Raw genomic sequence first — 18501 nt, forward strand, 5'->3', positions numbered from 1 at the left:
GGGCGGCGCCGTTGCATGGATTCGCCCGCTACCGACGACAGCGAGCGACCTCGGCGCGAGCGTCGATGACCTCCTGGGCGTAGGCCTTCGTCCAGGGCTCCAGCTCCGTCCAGGCCCGGTGTGCCTCCTGGCAGGCCTCGGTGGACCTGCCCGTGAGCCGCAGGGCCTTCGCGAGACGGCGGCGGGCCAGGGGGACCCGCGCCGACGTCACCTTCTCCGTCTCAAGGGCCTCCAGCACCGCCTTCAAGGGAGCCAGGGCCTCGGAGGGGGCGTTCCTCGCGAGGTGGATGTCCCCCAGCAGCAGGAGCGCCTTGATGCGCTCGGGCGCCAGCGGGCCTCGGTCCCGCTCCAGGCTCACCAGCGCGCGCTCCACGTACGTCCTGGCTTCCTCCGCTCGCCCGAGGAAGAGCAGCGCGTCCGCGAGCGATTGGAGCCCTTCGCCTTCCACCTCGTTCCTGGCGAGCAGCGGCTCCTGGAGCGCGACCGCGCGCGCGTGAAAGGCCTTGGCCTCGCGCGGGCGGCCCAACAGGCGGAGCAGCCGCCCCACCTCGTGCGCGTCCAGCGCGACGTCCGGATGCGAGGCGCCATACACGCGCTCGCGATGGGCGAGGCCGCGGCGGGCCTGCTCCAGCTCCCGCTCCCGCTCCCCCAGTTCGCCGAGCACGCCCAGCCGGTTCGACTCCAATCCCACGAGCACGTCGCTGTCCGGCCCCACGACCTTGCGCGCCACCGCGACGCTCGCTTCCGCCGCCTGTCGCGCCTGCGGGCCGTGTCCCCACTCGAAGTAGATGATGGCCAGGTTGGACAGCGCCCGCGCCACGGCCAGGTGCTCCTCTCCCAGCGAGCGCCGCAGCAGGACGAGCGCCCGCAGGAGGAGCCCTTCGGCCCGGGTCAGCTCCCCCGTGTGGGCCAGCGTCCCCGCCAGGTTCAACAAGGCCTTGGCGGTGTCGCGGTGCTCGGGCCCATGGAGCTGTTCGTGAAGGCGCACCGCCTCCTCCTGCCAGCGCTTCGCCTCCAGGAGACGTCCCTGGTGCCGCGCGAGGATTCCCAGCCGCACGTTCAGCTCGGCGCGGGCGAGCGCGTCCCCACCCGCGGTGGCCCGTGCCAGTGCCTTGAGCAGGAGGGGCTCCGCTTCGGCGAACCGGCCTTCCTCCTCCAACAGCTCGGCGCGGGCGTGCTCCAGCAGCGCGTCGAACTCCGGGTCGCGAAGGGTCTCCGCCACGGCCTGGGCCCGCAGGAGGAAGGGCCACGCTTCCTTGGGACGCCCCAGGTCATAGCCATGCAACCAGGCCTGCGCGTACAGCGTCCGCGCGAGGACGGACAGGTGGCGCCCCGCCTCCGCCGCGAGCGAGGCCTGGACCAGGGAGGCCCGCGCATCCTCGAACGCATTGGCATCCTCCTGGAGCTTCCCGCACAACAGGTGCGCCTCCGCTTCCAGGGGACGGTAGCGCGTGGCGAGCGCGCGCTCCCTCGCGGGCAGCGCCACCTTCAGCGCCTCCGACGTATGGCCCGCGAGCTGCTCCGCGGTGGCCCGCGCGAGCTCCGCCCGCACCGCCTTGACCTCCTCCCGCACGGCGGGCTGCTCCGGAGGAGCCACGGCCTCCTGCAAGGACCTCACGTCCGCGCAGCGCGCCACGCCGCCCAGGGAAGCCCCCAGCCCGAAGCCCCGCTCCACCGTCCGGGAGTCCGCGCCCTGGAGCGCCGTCGTGAGCCGGGAGAGCTCGCCCAGCCGCTGGTCCAGGCAGGCCATGCGCAGCCCGAGCACCTGCTCCGACTGCTCGCCGAAGACACGGGTGGCCTCGCAGGCCTGTTGGTGCTCCCGCGTCCAGTCCGACGTCCAGCGCTCCAGCGCCACGGACACGGCCTGGAAGGAGGCCTCCGCGTCCGGAGCGCGGGTGGCGAGGAAGGCCCGGTGGGTGGCCTCGCGGGTCGCCTCATCCCAGACGCCCATGAGGTGCCGCTCGCTGCCCTGGCACAGCGCGCGCGGCTCCAGCCAGGGGTCCAGCATCAGGAGGAGTCCTCCCACCAGCGCGCCGCCGAGCAGCGCTGTCGCGGTGGTCCGCCTCCAGGCCACGGGGACGCGCACGAGCCGCGCCCGCAGCTCCGCCATGGAGGGGAAGCGCCGCGAGGGGGCCTCGGAGAGGCCGCGACGGATGACCGCCCTGAGCCAGGCGGGGACGCTGGCGCGCTCGGGCCGGACGGCCTGCCGGGCCATCTGCTCGAGCAGCTCCTCGCGCGTCGTCCCCTCGAAGGGGCGCTGGCCGTTGAGGGCTTCGTAGAGCGCGACGCAGAAGGCGAATTGATCCGACCGGGCATCGCCCCGCTCGCCCCGAAGCTGCTCGGGTGAACCATAGGCCGGCGTCCCGAGCAGGGCCCCCGTGTCGGTGAGGAAGTCCGCGGCCTGGGAGGAGTCCGGGGGGTGGCTCTCCGCCCCCAACGCCGAGGTCGCATTGGCCAGTCCGAAGTCGGTGATGCGCACCTGGCCATCGCGGGTCAGCAGGACGTTGTCCGGCTTGAAGTCCCGGTGGACGATGCCCAGGGCGTGCGTGGCCGCGAGGCCGTCCGCCGCCTGGATGAAGAGCGCGAGGATCTCCTTGGTCGAACGGGGATTCTCCGCGAGCCACCTCCGGAGCGTCCCTCCTTCAAGGAACTCCATCACCAGGTAGAGCTGTCCCTGGTACTCGCCCACGTCGTAGAGGCCCGCGACGTGGGGATGCGACAGGCGCGCCATGGTGCGCGCCTCGCGCTCCAAGCGCTGCCGCGCCTGCGTGAGCGAGTCCTCCCGGAGGCGCTGGAGGTTGAGCAGCTTGAGGGCCACCTTGCGATCCAGCTCGGGGTCATACGCGGCATGGACGCGGCCCATGCCGCCCTCGCCGAGCAGCCCCAGCACCACGTAGCGGCCCACCTGCGCGCCGGTGACGAGGACTCCCGCGCCCGCCTGGGGCGCCGGGGCATCGAGCGCGCTCATGGCGGCGAGCACGCTCCGGCACTCGGCGCACCCGGCGACGTGGTCACGCACCTGCTGCTCGCTTTCGGGCAGGAGGAGTCCATCCACATAGCGCGCGAGCGCGTTCGCGTCCGGGCAGGTCATTCGCGCGGCTCCAGGAGGCCGGTGAGGCTCAGGTCGAGGCGTCCGTGGACGGCGCGCATCAGGCTCTCCAGCTCCGGCGCGGGCAGGGCCAGCCGCTCCGACAGCAGGCGCCGCGTGCGCTTCTCCAGCAGGGCCTGCACCCCGGAGAGGCGGCGGGAGAGGGTGGACTTGTGCAGGCTGAACAGCGAGCCCATCCGCTCCAGCGAGAGCCGTTCGACGAAGTGGAGGCGAAGCAGCTCCCGGTCGTCGTCGTCCAGCTGGGCCACGGCCTGCACGAAGGCGGCCCGCACATGGGCCCGGGCCTCCTCGCGGACGAACCCCAGCTCCAGCCCGCCCTGGCCGGGGTGGGCCGCCAGCACCTCCGCGTCGACGAGGGCTTCCTGTCCGTGGGTCTTGCGCATCCGGAGCGCGAGCCGCACCGCGGAGGTGTTCACCCAGTGCAGCAGCGATCCCGTGCCCGCGTACCCGAGCAGCCGGGGCTCGGCGCCGGCGCGGGGCAGCAAGAGCTTTGCGCGCAGCACCTGCAACACCTCGTCGACGAAGTCTGGAGATGGGTGGATCCGCGAGAGGGGGACCCGCAGCTTCTGGAGCACTTCGGCCTCGAGCAGCTCACTCGCGCCAGCCCGCCCGTGCGCGCACGCGAACGCGAGCGCCAGGTCCCGGGCATGCAGGCGCTCCAGCGCGAGCTCCGGGGCCTCCGCCTGCGCGAGCTGGGTGCCCAGGTGCCGGGCGAACGCGAGCGGCGCCAACGCCGCGACCGGGAGGGACGCCGCCGCTTCGAGGGCACGCGCCACGGCTTCGCGGGCCCCTGGGGCGCCGCGCAGGCGTTGGGCCGCGAGAGCACCGGCGGAGTCCAGGACCTCGTCGAACATGTCGATGCTGTGCGGACCCATCGCGCTGAAACCCCTGCTTCACGTCCATGCATCGGCAAGACGCGCCGAACATGCCAGTTGCCTCCGCGAGCTGTCGGACCGATGCCGCGCTGGCGAGACCTGCGTCGACGCAGGAGGCCGGAAGAATATTCGAGGCGCGCGAGCCCGTGAGCCCCGGGGCCGCCAGCACAGGCTTTCCTCGACTTCCTCCAGCCGCGTCCAGGTCGTTGGAGCCGCATCCGCTCCCGGGGCCTCCCCGCCTGCGGCGAGCCGCCCACTCCGCCGCGAGGAGCGGGATGTCTCAAGGGAAGATGTCTTGAGAAGACCTGGGAGGTGCGCTCAATGGCAGTCAGCGAACTGCCAGAGGTTGTCTCGGTGTCGCGGGACGGTCGGCATGGAGCGGGCAGGCGGCGCGAGCCCCACGGAGCCCTCCACGATGAAGCCAGGAGCAGCTACCGCCGATCCGCGGGGCTGGCGGGCCGCCGGCTCACGTCCACGGCACGAAAGCGGACTCCGAATTCGGCGTCCGGCCAGCAGAGGACCCGGTGCTCGAATCGACCGTCATCCGCGATGTCGACCTCGTCATAGAGCAACTCGGCGCCCTGACGCATGAGCTCAAGCACGGAGAAGTCACTCTTCGGAGCACGGATGAGTTCGGCATCCAGGTATCGCAAGGTGAGGAACTCATAGCCCACCTGACGGTCGCCGATCAGCACGCGGAGCTCGATGGCCCCCTCCGACGGTACCGTCCAATCCCGCACCTGCCCGTCATGCAGGTTGACTGACGCCACCAGCACTTCGGCACCCTCGCGCAGCCGAGGCGCGAGCTCCTCGAGATGAAGCGAGTACGCAGCCCTCACCCCCTCCTCCTCCTCTTCAGAGAGGTCCCCGTCGTACCAGCCGCGCGTAAACCACTTCATGACCGTGCTTCGCATTGGAATGCTCCTTGACGCTCGCCGCGCGACCACGCTGGATTCCCAGAGCTTGTCCCGATGCGCTGGCGTGCGAACCCGATTGCCCCGGGCGGGACGACTCGAAGGACCAGAGCCTGACCGACGTGATGGCTGTAGGGGGGACTGAGCCCCTGGCGCTCAATCACAGTCATCCCACTGGAGCGGAGCGCCGCGCGGGCGCGCTCGACGGTGGACACCGCGCGAGTCGCGCCACCTCGAGCTGACCTGGCTCGCGTGCGCGAAGTCCCGCCGGGCCCGCCTCGGGGACGAAAAGCCGGACCCGGGGAACGGGCGCCCACACCGGGCGTGCAGGAGCCCCTGTGGAGTGAAGGCCTGATCGCCAGCTGGGTTGGCGGGTGGATAGATGCACCGCGGCGTTCCTGGATGGGACCCACTCGACGGTGCATTACTGTTCGCGCATGCGAAGCCCCCTGGACGACAGCCCGCGTCCCCTGGCCACCAACAACGGCGGCACGGCCTTCGTGGGCGACCCTTCCGCTCGCGACACGGGCGCGCAGCTGCGCCTGTTCATCGACAGCGTCAAGGACTACGCCATCCTGACGTTGGATCCAGGCGGCTACATCGTGACCTGGAACACGGGCGCCGAGCGCATCAAGGGCTACCGGGCCGAGGAGATCCTGGGCCAGCACTTCAGCTGCTTCCACCCACCGGACGACGTGGCTCGGGGCAAGCCCCAGCAGGAGCTGGAGACCGTCCTCCGCGAGGGGCGCTTCGAGGAAGAGGGCTGGCGGCTGCGCAAGGACGGCGACCGCTTCTGGGCCAACGTCGTCATCACCCCGATGCGCGACCCCCAGGGCCTGCTCGTCGGCTTCGCCAAGGTGACGCGCGACTTCACCGAGCGCAAGCTCGCCCAGGAGCAGCTCCAGCAGAGCGAGGAGCGCTTCCGCCTCCTCGTCTCGCACATCCAGGACTACGCCATCTACATGCTCGACCCCGAGGGCCGGGTCACCACCTGGAACGCCGGCGCCGAGCGCTTCAAGCAGTACCGGGCCGAGGAGATCCTCGGCCAGCACTTCAGCCGCTTCTTCCCTCCCGAGGACGTCGCCCGGGGCAAGCCCTGGAAGGCCCTCCAGATCGCGGCCAACGAGGGCCACTTCGAGGAAGAGGCCTGGCGGATCCGCAAGGACGGCACCCGCTTCTGGGCCAACGTCGTCATCACCGCGATGCGCGACGCGCAGGACCGCCTCATGGGCTTCGCCAAGGTGACGCGCGACTTCACCGAGCGCAAGCAGACCCAGGACCAGCGCGAGCTGGAGCTGCTGCGCGACGCCGTGCGCGCCCGGGATGAGTTCCTGTCCGTCGCCTCCCACGAACTCAAGACCCCCCTCACCCCGCTCCAGCTCAAGCTGACCGCCCTGCTGCGCGTCGTGGAGAACCACCCCGCCGCCACGCTGCCCGTGCAGCGCGTGGCCCGCGACCTGGAGGTCGCTCGCCGTCAGGTCCGCAAGCTGTCCGACCTCATCGAGGACCTGCTGGATGTCTCGCGCATCACCATGGGTCAGCTGCGGTTGGAGCGCGCCCCCATGGACTTCTCCGCGCTCGTGCGGGAGGTGGTGGCCCGCTATGCCCCCCAGTCCGCGCAGGTCGGGTGCGGCGTCACGCTGGACGCCCACACCCCCTTGGAGGGGAACTGGGACCGGGCGCGATTGGACCAGGTGGTCACCAACCTGCTCTCCAACGCGCTCAAGTACGGCGCCGGCAAGCCCCTCCACGTCAGCGTGAGCCTGGACGCGGGGCGGGCCGTGCTGTGCGTGCGGGACGAAGGCATCGGCATCCCGGTGGATGCCCAACCCCGCCTCTTCGAGCGCTTCGTGCGCGCGGTGTCCGAGCGCAACTACGGCGGCCTGGGGCTGGGCCTCTTCATCACCCAGCAGATCGTCGAAGCCCACGGCGGCAGCGTCCAGGTGCGCAGCACCCCGGGCGAGGGCGCGACGTTCACGGTGACGCTGCCAACCGGTGAAGCCTCATAGGTGGGGGATGCCGCCGCCCTTCCCACCCTCGAGGCTCACGGGGAGCTTCAAGGTCAGGACGAAGGCCGCATCGAAACCATGCCGGGTACGACGCGTCTCCTCCGCGCCGATGAGCGGGATGCCCAGCCGCAGGCCGACCGAGCCGTAGATGAACGAGAGGTAGGGCGCGACGTGCAGCCCCGTCGTGGCCACATGGAGCCGGTTCGCCGTCTCATGCATCACGCCCAGCTCGAGGCCCAGGAACAGGAGGGTGCCCTGGACCCCCACGCACACCCGTGAATGCCGGCTCTCCATCCACTCCACCTGCCCCAACAGGCCCAGGGACTGGAACCCGTCCAGGAGGTTGAGCGACGCCTCCAACCCGACGCCCGCCTCTCCGCGCGCCTCGCGGACCGATGAGGTGAACAGGGGCCCCACCATCAGCCACTTCTCGTCGTGGGGGAGGTCGAGATCCGCCCGCGCCACCGAAGCCGTGAGCACGCCCAGAACCAACAGGATGCGAGGGAGCATGCCGTCCCACGACAGCAACGAACATGCCCGGGCCTCTTCCCTCGCGGGGACCGCCGCGCCCCTGTGCAGCGGCCTGCACACCGTGCAGCGGCCGACCCACCGGCGCGCACGTCAGCCCGGTGTCCGGCGCTCCTCGCGGGCCGTGACGAGGTAGCGGTACGGCACCACGCGCGTCAGCTCGTGCAGCGTGGTGACGCCGTCCGCCACCTTCGCCAGCCCGTCCTCCACCAGGGTGCGGAAGCCTCGGGCCCGGGCGTGCCTTCGCAGCTGGACGCCGGGGGCCCCGGTGGCGATGAGCAGTTGCAGCTCCGGCTCCACCACCAGCAACTCAAAGAGCCCCACCCGCCCCTTGAAGCCGGTGTGGCGGCACGCCTCGCAGCCCTGCCCCGCCCGGGGCCGCACTCCGTCCAGCAGCGGCCCCAGCAGCGCCACCTGGTCCGCCGTCGGCGCCGTGGGCGCGGAACACTCCGGGCAGATGCGCCGCACCAGCCGCTGCGCCAGCACCGCGAGCAGCGCCTCCGCGATGTCGCCATCCTCCAGCTTCAACCCGCGCAGGCGGCTCACCGCGCCAATCGCATCCGCCGTGTGCAGCGTGCCCAGCACCACGTGCCCCGTGGACGACGCCATCAGCGCGGTGCTCCCCGTCTCCAGGTCGCGGATCTCCCCCACCAGCATCACGTTGGGGTCCTGCCGGAGCAGCGCGCGCAGCAGCGTCAGGTGAGGCATCTGCGGCGACACCTGCTTCTGGTTCACCTTGGGCACCACGTACTCGATGGGGTCCTCCGCGGTGATGATCTTCTTGCGCCCGTCGTTGAGCCGGGCCAGCGCCGCGTACAGCGTCGTCGTCTTCCCGCTCCCCGTGGGGCCCGTCACCAGCACCAGCCCCTCCGGGTTGCCCAACAGCCGCAGCACCGTGGCCTGCAGGTCCGGAGTCATCCCCAACTTCTCCACCGGCACCAGCCCCACCGTGGCGTCGAGCAGCCGGATGACCACGTCCTCGCCCGCCGGGGAGGGCACCACGCTCACGCGGAAGTCCACGAACTTCCGCCCCGCGTCCCACGTGTAGAGCGCCCGCAGCCGGCCGTCCTGGGGCCTCCGCTTCTCCGCGATGTCCAACCCCGCCATCACCTTGATGCGGCTCACCACCTCCGGCAGCGAGTCCGGGGAGATGTCCGTGTACGTCTGGTGGAGGATGCCGTCGACGCGGTAGCGCAGGTCCACGTCGTCCGTGTAGCTCTCCAGGTGGATGTCGGACGCGTTCTGCTCCACCGCCACCGCGAGCACGTGGCTCACCAGCTCCACCGGCGTGGGGCGCGCGGACAGCGGCGCGCCCGCGCGCAGCACCACGTCCACCGTGGCGTGCTCCCCGGCGCCGAAGCCCACCTCCAGCGCGGAGTCGATTTCGTAGCGGTTGAGCCGCACCGGCCGCACGGGGCGGCGCAGGAAGTCCGCGATGCGGTAGCGCACGGACAGGTCCTCCGGATCCAGCATCGCCACCGTCACCGGCTCCGTGTCGTTCTCCGGGTCCACCTTCCCCATCACCGCGACGCCCAGGCGGCGGCAGAAGGACTCGGGGAGCAGCCGCAGCGAGTCCCGGTCGAGGGTGAACTGGGGCAGCTCGGAGAAGGGCGGGACGTCCGGGGGAGCCATGGGCTGGCGGCTTATCATGCTCCCCCTCGCTCCCGGCCGGACTGCTATCCTCCCGGACATGTCGCGGCCCCCCGCGGACCCTCCCGCCATGCCGTCACTGCTGGTGTTCGCCGTGGCGGTGCTGTTGTTCGGCTCGCCCCTGCGCAGGCTGTGGCTGGCGGAGGGCGCTCCCGCTTCGCTGCCCTTCCTCGTGTGGCTGGGCGTCATCGCCCTGGGCGGATGGGTGGCGCACCGGAGCCTGCGCCCATGACGTTGGGCCTGGGCCCGCTCGTCGTCGCCTCCGTCGCCTACCTGGGCGTGCTGTTCCTGGTGGCGTACGCCGCGGAGAAGGGCCGCATCTCCGCGCGCATCACCCAGCACCCGCTGGTGTACGCGCTGGCCCTGGGCGTGTACGCCACGTCCTGGTCCTACTTCGGCAGCGTGGGCTACGCGGCCCGCCACGGCTTCCGCTACCTGGGCATCTACCTGGGCCTGACGCTCGCGTGCCTGCTGGCCCCCGTGCTGTGGCGGCCGCTCCTGCGGCTGACGCGCGAGCTGCAGCTCACCTCGCTCGCGGACCTGCTGGCGTTCCGCTACCCCGGGCAGGTGACGGGCACCGCGGTGACGCTGTTCGTCCTGGCCGGGAGCCTGCCCTACCTGGCGCTCCAGATCCGCGCCGTCGTGGAGTCCGCCCGCCTGCTCAGCCCCGCCGCGTCCCCCGCGCTGGTGGGCCCGGGCTTCTGCGGCGTGCTCATCGTCTTCACCCTGCTGTTCGGCGCCCGGCACCCCGCCCCGCGCGAGCGCCACGAGGGGCTGATGCTGGCCATCGCCTTCGAGTCCGGCGTGAAGCTGCTGGCGCTCGTCGCCGTCGCGGGCTGGTGCGTGGTGTCCATCTTCGGCGGCGTGGGCGGCCTGCGGGACTGGCTCACCCTGCACCCCGAGGCCGTGGAGGCCCTCCAGCGCCCCGCGCGCGACGCGTCCTGGGCGCCGCTCCTGGTGCTCTCCGTCGTCGCCGCCTTCCTCACGCCCCGGCAGTACCACGTGGCCTTCACGGAGGCCCCCGAGCGCGACGGGCTGGCCACCGTGGCGTGGGCCTTCCCGCTGTTGATGCTGCTCATCAACGCGGCGGTGCCGGTGCTGCTGTGGTCCGGAGAGGCCCTGGGCCTGCCCTGGCCCGCGGACTTCCACGTCCTGTCCGTGCCCATCCGCCAGGGCGCCCCGGCCCTGGCGCTGCTGGCCTTCCTGGGCGGCGTGTCCGCGGCGAGCGCGATGGTCATCGTCACCACGCTCGCGCTGGCGCCCATGTGCCTGACGCACCTGGTGCTGCCCCTGGGCACCGCGCGCGGCCGGGACGACCTCTACGGCTGGCTGCTCTGGGCCCGGCGCGTGCTCATCGCCGCCATCATCCTCGCGGGCTACGGCTTCTACCGGCTGCTGGACACGCGGGCGACGGGGCTGGTGGACCTGGGGCTCGTGTCCTTCGTCGCCACCGCGCAGTTCGCGCCCGGCGTGCTGGGCCTGCTGCTCTGGCCCAAGGCGACGCGCGCGGGGCTGCTCGCGGGGCTGGCCGCGGGCGCCACGGCGTGGACCTTCACCCTGATGGCGCCGCTGTGGGAGCCGCCCTCGCTGGTGGCGTGGACCAACCAGGCCTCCGTGATGCTGGGCTTCTCCGCGGACGAGCCGTGGGGCTTCGCCACCTTCACCTCGCTGGGCCTCAACGCGCTGTGCTTCCTGGCGGTGTCGCTCGTCACGCGCCAGTCCGCGGAGGAGCAGGAGGCCGCGCGGGTGTGCGCGCGCGAGGCGCCGGGGCTCGCGGAGGGCAGCGTGGCGGCCAGCTCCCCGGACGAGTTCCGCAGGCAGCTGGAGCCGGTGCTGGGCGCGCAGGTGGCCGCGGCGGAGGTGGACCGGGCGCGCGCGGCGCTGGACCTGGCCCCGGACGAGCGCCGCCCCCTGGAGCTGCGCCGGCTGCGCGACGGCGTGGAGCGGAACCTCTCCGGCCTCATCGGCCCGGTGCTCGCCCGGCTCGCGGTGGGCGAAGCGCTGCGGCTGGACCCGGGCGCGCGCACGGCGCTGGCGGATCAGCTGCGCTTCGTGGAGGAGCGGCTGCGCGACGCACGCGACATGCGCGGCCCCCTGCGCGAGCTGGAGGTCGTCCGCCGCTATCTCTACCGCATCCTGGAGGACCTGCCGCTGGGCGTCTGCGCCATGGGCCCGGACGGCGAGGTCGTCATCTGGAACGCCGCGCTGGAGGCGCTGTCGGGCGTGCCCATGGACAGCGCGCGCGGCCAGCCGCTCGCGCGCCTTCCGGAGCCCTGGGGCCCGCTGTTCGCGGGGCTCGCCCAGGCACCCTGCGGCGACGACGAGGCGCGCGTCACGGTGGGAGGACGGCCGCGCTCCCTGCGCCTGCACCGCTCGCGGCTCGCGCCGTCGGAGGGGGACAGCGCCGGGGAGACGGGCATCACCTTCCTGGTGGAGGACTGGACGGAGCGCAAGGCGGTGGACGCGCGGCTCGCGCACCAGGACCGGCTCGCGTCGCTGGGCCGGGTGGCCGCGGGCGTGGCGCATGAGATTGGCAACCCGCTCACCGCCATCGCCAGCCTCACGCAGAACCTCAAGTATGAGCTGGAGGACCCGGAGGCCGTGCGCGAGCGCGTGGGGCTCATCCTCCAGCAGTGCCGCCGCATCGACGCCATCGTCCGGGCGCTCGTGGGCTTCGGCCACGCGGGCACGGTGGGCGGCGAGTCCCGGCCCTTCACGCGCGTGGCGGTGGGGCCGCTGCTCGCGGAGGCCGCGCAGCTGGCCCGGCTGTCGCGCAAGGCGCGCGACGTGGCGTGCGCGCACCAGAGCCCGGAGGGGCTGGAGGTGCGGGGCGACGCGCAGCGGCTGGAGCAGGTGCTGGTGAACCTCTTGACCAACGCCATCGACGCGTCGCCCGCGGGCTCGCGCGTGGACCTGCGGGCGGAAGCCGGGGGAGAGCAGGTGCGCATCCAGGTGGAGGACCGGGGCCATGGCATCGCCCCGGAGCTGACTCAACGCGTCTTCGAACCCTTCTTCACCACCAAGCAGCCCGGCGAAGGCACCGGCCTGGGCCTCACGCTGGTGGAGGGCATCGTGCGCGAGCACGGCGGCACGCTGCGCCTGGAGCCCCGCGCAGACGGCGGCACCCGCGTGACGCTGAGCCTGCCCCGCGCGGACAGCGTGCCCCAACGGGAGGCCTCCGCGTGAGCCGCATCCTGGTCATCGAGGACGAGCCCATCATCCGCACGGAGCTGCGGCGGCTGCTCACGCGCGCGGGCCACGACGTGGCGGAGGCCAGCGCCGTGCCGGAGGCCGCGTCCGAACACTCGCTGGACGCCTTCGACCTGATCCTCTCCGACCTGCGCCTGCCCGGCCCGCCGGGCACGGACATCATCGCCCTGTGTCCGGGCGTGCCGGTGCTCATCATGACCAGCTTCGCCACGGTGAAGTCCGCCGTGGACGCGATGAAGCTGGGCGCGGTGGACTACATCGCCAAGCCCTTCGACCACGACGAGCTGCTGCTCCAGGTGGAGCGCGTGCTGCGCGAAGGCCGGCTCACCCGGCAGAACGCCGCGCTCAAGCGCGAGGTGGAGCAGACCTGGTCCCCGGGTGGCATGGTGGGCAGCGCCCCCGCGATGCGCGACGTGTTCGAGCGCGTGCGCAAGGTGGCGCCGTCCGCCGCCACCGTGCTGGTGCTGGGCGAGTCCGGGACCGGCAAGGAGCTGGTGGCCCGCGCCGTCCACGCGCAGAGCCCGCGCGCGGAGGGGCCGCTCATCGCGGTCAACTGCGCGGCCATCCCGGAGGGCCTGCTGGAGAGCGAGCTGTTCGGCCACGAGAAGGGCGCCTTCACCGGCGCGCAGGCCGCGCACGCGGGGTTGGTGGAGGCCGCGCACGGCGGCACGCTCTTCCTGGATGAGATTGGCGAGCTGCCCGCGCCCGCGCAGGCCCGCCTCTTGCGCATGCTCCAGGACGGCGAGGTGCGGCGCGTGGGCGCCACGCGCTCGCGCAAGGTGGACGTGCGAATCCTCGCCGCCACGCACCGGGACCTGCCCCGCCGCGTGCAGGAGGGCCTGTTCCGCCAGGACCTCTACTTCCGCCTGCGCGTGGTGGAAATCAGGCTGCCGCCCCTGCGCGAGCGCGGCGAGGACGTGCCCGCGCTGGCGAAACACCTGCTGGAGAAGGCCTGCCGGAGGATGGGCCGCGCGCCCGCGTCGCTGTCCCCGGACGCGCTCGCGGCCATCGCGCAGCACCCGTGGCCGGGCAACGTGCGTGAGCTGGAGAACGCCATCGAGCGCGCGGTCATCCTCGCGGACGGGCCGCTCATCACCTCCGACCTGCTGGCGCTGGAGCCGCCGGCCGCGACGGGGACGGACGGGACTCCCGCCGCGCTGGAGGAGCTGGACTTCCCGCCGCTCGCCGCCAGCGAGGACCCGCGCTCGCCGGACTCGATGGAGGAGTACTTCCGCCGCTTCGTGCTGGAGCACCAGGACCGCATGGGCGAGACGGAGCTGGCGCGCCGGCTGGGCATCAGCCGCAAGACGCTCTGGGAGAAGCGCCAGCGGCTGGGCATCCCTCGAACACGCGCCTGAACATCCGACGCGTCGAAAGCCCCCGGCTTCGACGCGTCGAAGTGCGTCGAAGCGGGTCGCCCGCGCCGTCCCGCATGGCGCTCCAGAGGCAGGGGCCCCTGGGCACGTCGCTTGCTCATGGGTCCTGGCATCCACCGGCTGAAGCACCCGACCCCCGACCCCGGTGGCCCAGGAGAACATCTCATGTGCAATCACACGCGACTCGGCGCTGACGGCCGGCCCCTGTCTGGCTTCGACACCCGCCTCGACCCGGACACGACGCGCGCCACGGTGAAGGTCGACGGGCCCCTGTCCACGCAGCAGACCGCCAGCTGCGTGGTCGTCAACCAGTGGGGCGCGACCCTCACCAACGTGACGCTGCGCCACCGCTACAGCAACAACCCCAACTACCAGCAGCAGACCACCTGGGGCTCCATCGCGCAGAACGCGACCAGCTCGCCGCCCCTCCAGGTCATCTACTGGACCGGCGCCGTCGGCCACGACTACTGGTGGATCCAGTTCGAGGACGACGCGGGGAAGATCTGGACGTGCAAGCAGAACTTCTACTGCACGCTGTCCACCGCCGACGCGAACACCACCGTCTACTTCTTCGTCAACGGCGCCTCCGAGGAGATGCGGGTGCAGGCCACCAGCACCAGCTGCGACGTCTCCCTCTACGAGTCGTAGGCCCACGGCCGGGCCGGTGCCTGGCTGGCGGCCCGCCCCTCCCTGTCCCGCTCCGGGTGCGTGCACAGCTTCCCCCACGACACGCCCCCGGGGCCCCGACACAGGAGCGCGCATGGCCGGCACCTCCCAGTTCCGCGAAGTCATCTCTCCCTGGGGCCAGCGCACGTGGGCCATGCGCATGGAGCGCGCGGCGCGCGGCTACCTGCGCCGGCCCCGGATGGACCTGTCTCCGAAGGCCACGGACGTGGAGACGGCCACCCGCCGCTTCCTGCTCTACTTCATGCTCCCCGCCTGGCTCATCCCCGGCGTGGTGGACTGGGTGTGGCACAAGAAGACGGACATCGAGCACACCAGCGGCGCGGGCGAGTCCCTCATCCACTGTCTGATGATGTCCGAGGTCGGCGTGCCCGTGGTGATGGGGCTGGTGATGGAGATCAACCCCCTCACCCTCAGCATCATGCTGGGCCACACGCTGGTGCACGAGGCCACCGCGTTCTGGGACGTGCGCTACGCCACGAACCACCAGCGCCAGGTGCTCCCGCGCGAACAGCACACGCACAGCTTCCTGGAAGTCCTCCCGTTCATGGCCGTCTCCTCCATCATCTGCCTGCACTGGGACCAGTTCCTCGCCATCTGGGGCGTGGGCGGGCGCAAGGGCAGGTGGCGCCTGCGGCTCAAGAAGGAGCGGCTGCCGGGCGGCTACCTGAAGGGCATCCTCGGCGCCATCGTCGCCACGCTCGCCGTCCCGTACGCCAACGAGCTGTGGCGCTGCGTGCGCGCGCAGCGCAAGGGCGAAGCGCAGAAGCCCTGGCGGCTGGGCCCCAAGGCCCCCGTCAGCGTCCCCGCCTCCCTCCCGCCCCGGCCCACGGCCATCGAACATCCGCTCGACCGGCGCTGACGCGCCGCGTGGCCACGTCACCCTGGTGTTACGACGCGGTGCACGAATCGTTACGGGGGGTAACGCCCTGTCACCTTCCGCCACACCCTGACGCGGCGAGCCAACCTCCAAGGTCCTGAAACCTGGACAGGACGCGGGTGGAACGGGCGTTGCTCAAGGACGGGGACCTATGCGCCCCGAGCTTCGTGCCCTGTCGCGGTGGATGTTGCTCACGACCCTGATGGCCTCGCTGCCCGCGGCGGCGGGGAGGATCCAGCTGAGCGAGGAGGCGATCCTCAACGTCGACGTGCTGCTCCAGCCGCAGATGCAGCTCATCAAGGACGGCGCGCCCACGGGCGGCGTGGGCACGGACTTCTTCCTGCGCCGCGTGCGGCTGCTCATCTTCGGCTCCATCACGAAGCGGCTGACGTTCTTCATCGACACGGACCAGCCGAACTTCGGCAAGAACGGGGACTGGAGCCCGGCCTTCTACATCCAGGACGCGACGGTCGCGTACGAGGTCGCCAACAAGACGTGGGTGGAGGCGGGCTTCATCCTCGCGCCGCTGTCGCACCAGACGTTGCAGGGCGCCATCGCGCTCAACACGGTGGACTACCACTCCGACCTCATCCGCTTCCCGGTGGGGGTGGGCAAGGTGTGGCGCGACATGGGCGTGCAGGTGCGCGGCTTCGCGGGCCCGCTGATGTACCGCGCGGCCATCCTCAACGGCGTGGAGGGCGCGAAGCTGGAGAACGGGCAGGTGGTCAACCCGGACGACCTGCCGCGCTTCGTGGGCCACGCGCGCTACAACGTCCTGGGCCGCGAGGAGGACCTGTTCCTGCGCGGCATCTACTTCGCCGACCACCCGCTCCTGTCCTTCGGCGTGGGCGCGGACTACCAGTTCTCCGCCATCGCCACCGCGTCCGGCGTGCATGACGCGCTGGCCCTGGCGGCGGACGTGTTCCTGGACCTGCCCGTGGGCACCGACCAGGAGTTCGTCTTCCAGAGCAACGTCTATTCCTGGCAGCAGGGCCACGACAACGTGCGCAGCGGGACGGGCTTCTTCGTGGAGCTGGGTTACCGCATCGGCATCATCGAACCGATTCTCTCCGGCGAGTACTTCCATGGACGCGTGGCCGCGCAGGACCTGCTCACCGTGCGCCCGGGTTTCAACGTCTGGTTCCAGAAGCACACGTTCAACCTGAAGACGGAGGTGGCCGTGTCGCGCGTGGGGGAGATCGCCCACGCGCGCACGGGCATCACCGGCACCGCGCAGCTCCAGCTCTTCTACTGAGGACCCCCGCCATGGCCACCGAACCGGCTTCGCTCTTCCCGCCCAAGGACGCCTTCCGCCGCACCGCGCACGTGCGGAGCCTGGAGGAGTACCAGCGCCTCTACCGCCAGAGCCTGGACGCCCCGGACGCCTTCTGGGGCGAGCAGGCCCGGCGGCTCACCTGGTTCCACCCGCCGGACACCGTGCGCGAGGTGAACGAGCAGGCCGCGGACTTCGCCTGGTTCGTGGGTGGCAAGCTCAACGCCACCTTCAACTGCGTGGACCGCCACGCGAAGGCGCACCCGGACAAGGCCGCCATCCTCTGGGCGAAGAACACGCCCGGCGAATACGAGACCATCACCTTCCGCGACCTGCACCACCACGTGGGCCGCGTGGCCAACGTGCTCAAGGCGCACGGCGTGCGGAAGGGCGACCGCGTCATCCTCTACCTGCCCATGATTCCGGAGCTCGCGTACGCGCTGCTGGCGTGCGCGCGCATCGGCGCGGTGCACTCCGTGGTGTTCGCCGGGTTCTCCGCGGACTCGCTGCGCGAGCGCGTGCTGGACAGCGGCGCCAGGGTCGTCGTCACCGCCAACGAGGGCCCGCGCGGCCCCAAGAGCGTGGCCACCAAGGCCATCACCGACGACGCCCTGGAGGGCCTGGCCCAGGTGACGTCCGTGCTCGTCGCGCGCCGCACGCCCAGGGACGTGCCCATGCGCGAGGGCCGCGACCACTGGCTGGACGTGGAGGTGAAGAAGCACCGGGGCGTCTGTCCCGCGGAGTGGATGGACGCGGAGGATCCGCTCTTCATCCTCTACACGTCCGGCTCCACCGGGAAGCCCAAGGGCGTGATGCACACGACGGGCGGCTACCTCGTCTACGCCAACACCACCTTCCGCTACGTCTTCGACACGCAGCCGGACGACGTGCACTTCTGCACCGCGGACGTGGGCTGGGTGACGGGCCACTCCTATCTGCTGTATGGCCCGCTGAGCAACGGCACCACCACGGTCCTCTTCGAGTCCACGCCCACGTGGCCGGACGCGGGCCGGCTCTGGCAGGTGGTGGACGACGTGAAGGCCACCACGCTCTACACCGCGCCCACCGCGCTGCGCTCGCTCATCAAGGAGGGCGACGCGTTCGTCACGAAGTCCTCGCGCCGGTCGCTGCGCCTGCTGGGCAGCGTGGGCGAGCCCATCAACCCGGAGGTGTGGCGCTGGTTCCACGACGTGGTGGGCGACGGCCGCTGTCCCGTGGTGGACACCTGGTGGCAGACGGAGACGGGCGGCATCCTCATCGCGCCGCTGCCGGGCGCGACGCCGTGCAAGCCCGGCAGCGCCACCCTGCCCTTCTTCGGCGTGGAGCCGGTGCTGGTGGATGAGGAGGGCAAGCGGCTGGAGGGCAACGGCGTCAGCGGCAACCTGTGTCTGGCGCGCTCGTGGCCGGGCCAGGCGCGCTCGCTGTACGGACACCACGAGCGCTTCGTGGAGACGTACTACGCGCGCTTCATGCCCCTGTACTTCACCGGGGACGGCTGCCGCCGCGACGAGGACGGCTACTATTGGATCACCGGCCGCGTGGACGACGTGCTCAACGTGTCCGGCCACCGCCTGGGCACCGCGGAGGTGGAGAGCGCGCTCGTCGCGCACGAGGCCGTGGCGGAGGCCGCGGTGGTGGGCTACCCGCACGACCTGAAGGGCACCGGCGTGTGCGCCTTCGTCACGGTGAAGCCGGACTTCCTGCGCACCCCGGACGAGAAGATGGTGGGCACGCTGCGCGAACAGGTGCGGCACGTGATTGGCCCCATCGCCACGCCGGACCGGGTGGTGCTGGTGTCGGGCCTGCCCAAGACGCGCTCGGGGAAGATCCTGCGCCGCATGCTCCGGAAGATCGCCGGCGGAGAGACGGAGAACCTGGGTGACGCCAGCACCCTGGCCGACCCCACCGTGCTGGATGAGCTGCTGACCAAGGGCCTGCCTCCGGCCGCGCGCCGCTGAGCGTCCCTTCGCATTCCGTTCCTGCGTTTTCCAAG

13 protein-coding genes are annotated in these 18501 nt (G+C 71.9%); 8 read left to right on the top strand and 5 right to left on the bottom strand.

Features of this window, described 5'->3' with window-relative positions; translation table 11 throughout:
* Positions 1–28: 28 nt before the first annotated feature.
* From FOF48_RS09855 to FOF48_RS09865, 3 genes are all read right to left on the bottom strand, one after another.
* On the bottom strand, positions 29–3091 hold the full coding sequence (locus FOF48_RS09855) for a serine/threonine-protein kinase (RefSeq protein ID WP_143900264.1): 3063 nt from the start codon (positions 3089–3091) through the stop codon (positions 29–31).
* Positions 3088–3984 (bottom strand): transcriptional regulator, encoded by an 897-nt coding sequence (locus tag FOF48_RS09860; RefSeq protein ID WP_143900266.1) that lies wholly within the window; start codon positions 3982–3984, stop codon positions 3088–3090. Before FOF48_RS09860 ends, FOF48_RS09855 begins: the two co-directional genes overlap by 4 nt.
* Before the next feature lie 431 nt (positions 3985–4415).
* Positions 4416–4898, bottom strand: a complete 483-nt coding sequence (locus FOF48_RS09865) for a hypothetical protein (RefSeq protein WP_143900269.1) — start codon at positions 4896–4898, stop codon at positions 4416–4418.
* Between the two features lie 437 nt (positions 4899–5335).
* Between FOF48_RS09865 and FOF48_RS09870 the strand changes: the two genes are divergently transcribed.
* Positions 5336–6907, top strand: a complete 1572-nt coding sequence (locus FOF48_RS09870) for a PAS domain-containing sensor histidine kinase (RefSeq protein ID WP_143900271.1) — start codon at positions 5336–5338, stop codon at positions 6905–6907.
* On the opposite strand, the gene FOF48_RS09875 is transcribed toward FOF48_RS09870, so the two are convergent.
* Both FOF48_RS09875 and FOF48_RS09880 read right to left on the bottom strand, forming a co-directional pair.
* Positions 6902–7417: a hypothetical protein gene (locus FOF48_RS09875; RefSeq protein WP_143900274.1), complete on the bottom strand. Its 516-nt coding sequence runs from the start codon at positions 7415–7417 to the stop codon at positions 6902–6904. The genes FOF48_RS09870 and FOF48_RS09875 overlap by 6 nt on opposite strands.
* A gap of 111 nt (positions 7418–7528) precedes the next feature.
* Positions 7529–9067, bottom strand: a complete 1539-nt coding sequence (locus FOF48_RS09880) for a GspE/PulE family protein (RefSeq protein ID WP_255442026.1) — start codon at positions 9065–9067, stop codon at positions 7529–7531.
* Between the two features lie 88 nt (positions 9068–9155).
* Between FOF48_RS09880 and FOF48_RS09885 the strand changes: the two genes are divergently transcribed.
* From FOF48_RS09885 to acs, 7 genes are all read left to right on the top strand, one after another.
* Positions 9156–9317, top strand: a complete 162-nt coding sequence (locus tag FOF48_RS09885) for a hypothetical protein (RefSeq protein WP_171447193.1) — start codon at positions 9156–9158, stop codon at positions 9315–9317.
* Entirely contained in the window at positions 9314–12271 is a 2958-nt protein-coding gene (locus FOF48_RS09890) for an ATP-binding protein (RefSeq protein ID WP_143900278.1), read from the top strand. Before FOF48_RS09885 ends, FOF48_RS09890 begins: the two co-directional genes overlap by 4 nt.
* Entirely contained in the window at positions 12268–13653 is a 1386-nt protein-coding gene (locus FOF48_RS09895) for a sigma-54 dependent transcriptional regulator (RefSeq protein WP_143900280.1), read from the top strand. Before FOF48_RS09890 ends, FOF48_RS09895 begins: the two co-directional genes overlap by 4 nt.
* 183 nt (positions 13654–13836) lie before the next feature.
* On the top strand, positions 13837–14319 hold the full coding sequence (locus tag FOF48_RS09900; RefSeq protein WP_143900282.1) for a hypothetical protein: 483 nt from the start codon (positions 13837–13839) through the stop codon (positions 14317–14319).
* A 112-nt stretch (positions 14320–14431) separates the two neighbouring features.
* Entirely contained in the window at positions 14432–15217 is a 786-nt protein-coding gene (locus FOF48_RS09905; RefSeq protein ID WP_201756261.1) for a hypothetical protein, read from the top strand.
* A 169-nt stretch (positions 15218–15386) separates the two neighbouring features.
* A complete protein-coding gene (locus tag FOF48_RS09910) occupies positions 15387–16490 on the top strand; it encodes a hypothetical protein (protein ID WP_143900284.1) in 1104 nt (367 codons plus the stop codon).
* A gap of 11 nt (positions 16491–16501) precedes the next feature.
* Positions 16502–18466: an acetate--CoA ligase gene (gene acs, locus FOF48_RS09915; RefSeq protein ID WP_143900286.1), complete on the top strand. Its 1965-nt coding sequence runs from the start codon at positions 16502–16504 to the stop codon at positions 18464–18466.
* The last annotated feature ends 35 nt before the right edge of the window (positions 18467–18501 follow it).

Source organism: Corallococcus sp. Z5C101001, from assembly GCF_007352635.1.
GTDB lineage: Bacteria > Myxococcota > Myxococcia > Myxococcales > Myxococcaceae > Corallococcus > Corallococcus silvisoli.